The 6,824-nt window shown below is 35.6% G+C and carries 2 protein-coding genes; both read left to right on the plus strand.

Features of this window, described 5'->3' with window-relative positions; genetic code table 11:
- Positions 1–8: 8 nt before the first annotated feature.
- Complete coding sequence (locus tag KO527_RS04930) at positions 9–1,292, plus strand: FecR family protein (protein WP_216039253.1); 1,284 nt, start codon at positions 9–11, stop codon at positions 1,290–1,292.
- Between the two features lie 8 nt (positions 1,293–1,300).
- Positions 1,301–6,824: Ig-like domain-containing protein (locus KO527_RS04935; protein ID WP_216039254.1), on the plus strand; the 5,524-nt coding region annotated here is incomplete at its 3' end.

Here is a 6,824-nt window from a genome sequence, read left to right on the forward strand (position 1 = left end):
GTTTAAAAATGAATTATTACTTTAAGAATCAACTGTTTTTTATATTTACGTGTGTTCTATCTTTGACTGCTTCATTTGCGGTTTTTGCAACAAAACCAGCAGGGAAAACAATTATAGCCAAAGGCACAGTGCAAGCTATTCAAGCTAAATCGGCAACACAAAGAAAGTTAAAAAGACGCTCGCCGATTTATGATGTTGATTTAGTAAAAACAGCAAGCAATAGTAAGACTCAATTAAAAATGCTTGATGGCGGTATGGTTTCTTTAAAAGAGAATAGTGAATTATTAATTTCTGAGTATGAGTTCAATGCCACGGATAAAACAGGCTCGGTGACGATGGAATTACTAAAAGGCGGGCTCAGATCTGTTACTGGCGCAATAAAATCTGAAAAAGGAAATTATAAACTCAAAACACCGATTGGCAGTATCGGAATACGTGGTACACATTATGAGATAGAGATTATTAATGGCGAAGTATTTGTTGCAGTATGGCAAGGGGCGGTAGATTTAAATATAGATGTGAGTGCTGGTGGTACTGAGCTTTCTTTAGGTGAAGGTGAAGATTTTTCTTATGCAAAAATAGATGAAACGGGAGAAGTTACAGAGTTGTTATTACCACCGAATAATTTTAATGAAGGACATAGTTCAGATCCAAAATCAGATAATGAGGAAGATTTTTCAATCCAAGATGAAGAGCTTAACAAAGAGGGGGAAAATCAATCTGAAGTAGAAACAAAAAAATCTGAAACAGTACAAGAACCAGAAACGATTGTTGATGAAGATATTGAAGTCGTAGAAAACCCAGTTGTTGAAAATGATTGGATACCAGAACCCGCCATTGAAGAATTAGAATTGATTGTAGAACCATTTCAAGATGAAGTTGATGTATTGGTACCCCCTAACAACCTAGCAGATCTTATATTAGAAAAAACAGGTACGATTTCTTACGATAATCTTAGCGAAGTTGCCGTTAATAGTAGTTTAGGGCAGGTGACTAATTTTGATGCAAGTATGACGGTAAATTTTGATACGGGTATTATTTCCACTGGATACTTGTCTTTTAATGACAATGCAGGTGAATGGTTTGCAGCTTTCAATGGGATTATTAATGTCGATGCTTTTGAATTAAATGTGAACTTTGCATCACACGGGAATAACAAGGCTGATGGGAATATCGAAGCTTTTTTTATAAATGATTTGAGCCATACTTTAACAAATTTCAGTTTATTCGAAATAGATAATAGAGACATTTCTGCCAGCGGTAGTTTTAGATCTAGCTCGATTAATAAGTAGGAGGCATGATGAGTTACTCATTAATAAAATTTACTTATATATGTTGTATTTGTTTAATGCTAATGAGTTGTTCTGATTCGAGTGAACAAGTTGAAGAAGGTACTGAAACAGATGTAACTGTGCCACCAGCGCTAATTGATGATACTGTAAATAAATTAGTCAGTTTTGATTACAAACAAACTTCAAATGATAAGGCCTATAAAGCAGCCAAAGTACAATCAAATACTTTCTCAAATTCATCTGGTACTTTTAGATTACCTATTGATAATCAGCAGTTAAGCGCGAATATAACGGCTTCTATCGATGTTGAAGACCTCGATGGTATCAATGCTGTTTATATCGGATTCCCTAACTTCCCTCAAGCGTATTTATTGTGTGAATCGCAATGTGGGACACAGTTTCATAAAACAGTTACTGGTATTAATCCACTTGAATTTGAGCAAAACTCTGGGGATTTAAGGTTAGAATTATGGATTGATGATAGCCAAAATAATCGTGTACTAGTTGATAGTGTTAATTTCTTATGGCGTTCAGTTGTTATTACAGGTTTTAACGCTGAAAGATCGGAAAGAAATATAGACTTTAGCTGGCAAGGTATAGGTGGATACTTAAGATACAATGTGTATGTAGCTTCTAGTGCAGGAGTTAATCATAAAAACTATCAATCATTAAATGATGGTCAAGCATTTTTAGCATTAAAAAATCCAGAACTTGCTTTTACAGATCAAAATGATAGTAAAGTGTTTTTTAGTGTGGTGACTGGGGTAGATGGCTCAGGAGAAAGCGCATTTAGTGATCAAATAAAAGTGTCGGCGCTAAGTGGTGCCGCTGACTTTCCTCCTAATGCTGAAAATGATGCTTTTTCGGTAAATGAAGATACAACACTAATAGCTAATCTACTGGTAAATGATACCGATCAAGAAGATGGTAAAGTCATTATTAATCAAGCGCCTGTTACATCTCCTAAAAATGGAGAGTTAATAATAAATCAAGATGGTAGTTTTAGTTATGAGCCTGCAGCTGATTTTAGTGGTCGTGATATTTTTACATATGAAGTATCGGATGAGCTTGGTCAAACAGATACCGCACTAGTTGTAATTTCAGTTTTGGCAACAAATGATGAGCCAGAATCTTCCTACAATAATTTTAATCTTGATGGTGTTTTGGCAAGACCTTCAAGCGTTACTTTCAAAGCGCGCTCTAAAGTGTTATTGGATGTTCCTGCACCAGGGTTACTCATCAATGACTTAGATATAGATAGTGAAAATTTAACATTAAGCACAGAGCCAATAATTGCACCTACACAAGGTAGTTTAGTTTTAAAATCTGATGGCGGGTTTATTTATACTGCAAATGAAGGGGCACAAGGTACGGATAGTTTTACTTATCAAGTAACGGATGGTCAAGGTGGGAGTGCGCAATCAAATGTTGTGATAACCCTTAATGGCGATAGTTTCCCTCCGGTAGCCGCTAATGATATGTATGAAATCCAGCAAGATCAAACATTAATTGTGGATAATAGTAGTTTACAATCTATTCTTTCGAACGATACAGATAACGATCAAAACGATAGTTTAACCATAAGTAATTCGCTTGTTAGAGGACCTGTTCATGGTGACTTAAATTTGAGTGCTAATGGCACATTCAATTACTTTCCTAATGCGGGCTATTATGGTGTAGATAGCTTTATTTACGAGGTTACAGATTTACAAGGTAATACGGCTCAAGCTGGTGTATTAATTACAGTGATAAGAAAAAATACCGCACCTACCACTCAAACAGACAATTATGTTACAGACGAAGACACTACTTTATCGATTAATACTAATGAAGGGGTCCTCTCTAATGATACTGATGAAGATCTTGATGAATTGTTAGTTGAAATAGATACTTTACTATCACCAGCACAAGGTCAATTAAATATGGCCAGTAATGGTGCTTTTAATTATATACCTAACGAAAATTTCTTTGGTACTGACACTTTTCAATATCAAGTGATAGATGAACTTGGTTTAATGTCCATTGAAACAGTTACTATTGAAGTTAATGGTATTAATGATTTGCCTATTGCTAATGACGATAATGCTCAAACATTCAGTAACACATCTGTCAATATAGAAGTTTTAGCAAATGATACGGATATAGATAATGATATTTTATCGGTAACAAGTGCAGTTGTTACCATAGGCTCAGTTGAGATCACAGATGAAAATATTTTAATTTATACGCCAGAGACCAACTTTGAAGGCAGCATTGAAATTGAGTATGTAATTTCGGATCTTCAAGGTGGCGAAGCACAAGCTAAAGTATTCGTTTCTATAAATAATAGTAATAATGCACCAACTGGTAATGATGATGTTTTTAATCTTGCTGAAGATACGATTTTAAATATTAGCGCACCAGGTTTATTAGCTAATGATACAGATGAAGATAGCGATGAATTATCCGTCTTTATTCAGGCTTTTAATTCCCCAACTAATGGTAATTTAAGTCTTTCGAGTGATGGTAGTTTTGTATATGAACCTAATAATAACTATTTCGGTTCAGATAGTTTTGAATATGAAATAAGTGATGGAGAAGGGGGTACTGACGTTGCACAAGTGACTTTGACTATAACGAGTGTCAACGATAACCCTATTGCAAATGATGATTTAGCTAGCACAACAGAAGGAACATTAATAAGCATAAATGTTTTAAATAATGATAGTGATATTGACGGTGATGTACTTACAGTAACTGCTGCGTCGGCTTCAATAGGTAGTGTCTCAATCAATAGTGATAATACGCTTTTATATACACCAATTGAAAATACTGACTCTGAGGATAATATTAGTTATACAGTATCAGATAATAATGGTGGAACAGCATCTGCAACTGTTGTGGTATCCATTATCAGCATAAATGATGCACCTGTCGCTAACCCAGATTCAGGCTCAACTAATGAAGATCAAGCTGTTTCATTGAACGTATTAGCAAATGATACAGATGAAGACGGTGATACTTTAAATATTTCTGCAGCAAGTGCAAATAATGGGTCAGTATTAATTATCGCAGGCACAACTTTATCGTATGTTCCTAACTTAAACTTTAATGGTTCTGATAATATTATTTATAGCATCTCTGATGGTAATGGTGGTGTTGCATCATCAACTGTTGATGTCACCGTTTTGCCAATTAACGATGAACCCCTTGCGGTTGCTGATGAACAATCTTTAGATGAAGATAATACAGTCAATATTTCTGTTTTAGAAAATGATATAGATGAAGATGGTGATACATTAACCATTACTTCTGCTTCAGCAAGTAATGGTTCAGTATCGATAATTTCTGCAACGAGTATTACATATAGTCCAAATTTAAATTTTAATGGTTCTGATATTATTACTTACAGTATTTCAGATGGTAATGAAGGCTCTGCAAGTGCGAATGTTAACTTAACTATAATACCTGTAAATGATGACCCCGAAGCTGTCATTGATAGCCAAACAATTAATGAAGATACTTCAGTAAATATATTTGCATTGGCGAATGATTCTGATGTTGATGGAGACGCTTTAAGCATTATTTCAGCAGTTGCAAATAATGGTTCTGTATCTGTTATATCTAGCAATATACTTTCATATAGTCCAAATCTGAATTTTAATGGTTTTGATTCCATTAGCTACACAATAAGTGACGGTAATGGTGGAACTGACTCATCTACTGTAAATTTAACAATTACTGCTATTAATGACGAGCCAATTGCAGTTGCAGATAGTCAAACATTAAATGAAGACACAACCGCTAGTATTTTAGCGCTAGCTAATGATATTGATGCTGATGGTGATACATTAACGATTACATCAGTATCAGCCAGTAATGGTATTGCATCAATTGTCAGTGGTACCAGTATTTCATATACGCCAAATTCAAATTTTAATGGATCGGATACAATTAATTATAGTATTAGTGATTCTGGTGAAAGAACCGCTTCATCCACTGTAAGCCTAACAATTACAGCCGTTAATGATGAGCCTGTTGCTACTGCTGATAGCAAAACGACTAATGAAGATACATTAGTTAATATAAATGTGCTGAGCAATGATTCAGATGTAGATGGCGATACGTTAACTCTCAGTACTGCTACAGCGCCTAACGGCAGTGTGGTAATACAAAGCGATCAATCTTTAAATTATACCCCTAATGCCAATTTTAATGGTACAGATACCATTAGTTATAGTATTGATGATGGTAATAGTGGTACAGCATCTTCAAGTGTGAGTGTGACTATTACCGCAGTCAATGATGATCCAGTTGCAGTTGCAGATAACCAGACATTAAATGAAGACACCACAGTTAGTATCTTAGCGCTTGCTAATGATACTGATGTAGATGGTGATACATTAACAATTACATCTGCATCAGCCAGTAATGGTATTGCATCAATTGTCAGTGGTACTAGTATTTCATATACACCTAATGCTAACTTTTATGGCTCAGATACAATCAATTATAGTATTAGTGACTCAAGTGAAGCGACTGTTTCATCCACTGTAAGCTTAACAATTACAGCAGTTAACGATGTACCAGTTGCTATTGCTGATAGCCAAATTACTAATGAAGATACATTGGTTAATATAAATGTATTGAGTAATGACTCAGATGTAGATGGCGATACGTTAACTGTCAGTACAGCTACAGCGCCTAACGGCAATGTGGTAATACAAAACGATCAATCTTTAAATTATACGCCAAATGCTGATTTTAATGGTACAGATACCATTAGTTATAGTATTAATGATGGTAATAGTGGCACAGCATCTTCAAGTGTGAATGTGACTATTATCGCAGTTAACGATGCACCAGTTGCTACTGCTGATAGTCAAACGACTAATGAAGACACATTGGTTAATATAAATGTATTGAGCAATGATTCAGATATTGAGGGCGATACGTTAACTGTCAGCGCAGCGACAGCGCCCAATGGCAGTGTGGCAATACAAAGCGATCAAACTTTAAATTATACGCCTAATGCTGATTTTAATGGTACAGATACCATTAGTTATAGTATTGATGATGGCAATAGTGGCACTGCATCTTCCAGTGTAGGGGTTACCATTACAGCCGTGAATGATGCACCGGTTGCTACTGCTGATAGCCAAACTACTAATGAAGATACATTGGTTAATATAAATGTATTGAGTAATGACTCAGATGTAGATGGCGATACGTTAACTGTCAGCACAGCGACAGCGCCCAATGGCAGTGTGGCAATACAAAGCGATCAAACTTTAAATTATACCCCTAATGCCAACTTTAATGGTACAGATACCATTAGCTATAGTATTAATGATGGTAATAGTGGCACAGCATCTTCCAGTGTGAGTGTAACTATTACCGCAGTTAATGATGCACCGGTTGCTACTGCTGATAGCCAAACGACTAATGAAGACACATTGGTTAATATAAATGTATTGAGTAATGACTCAGATGTAGATGGCGATACGTTGACAGTCAGCACAGCTACAGCGCCCAATGGCAGTGTGGCAATAC

This window comes from Pseudoalteromonas sp. C2R02, from assembly GCF_018860845.1.
Lineage (GTDB): Bacteria > Pseudomonadota > Gammaproteobacteria > Enterobacterales > Alteromonadaceae > Pseudoalteromonas.

Bases quoted from the DNA above. Each gene is read 5' to 3' on its own strand.
- KO527_RS04930 (WP_216039253.1), top strand. From the start codon at position 9: ATGAATTATTACTTTAAGAATCAACTGTTTTTTATATTTACGTGTGTT.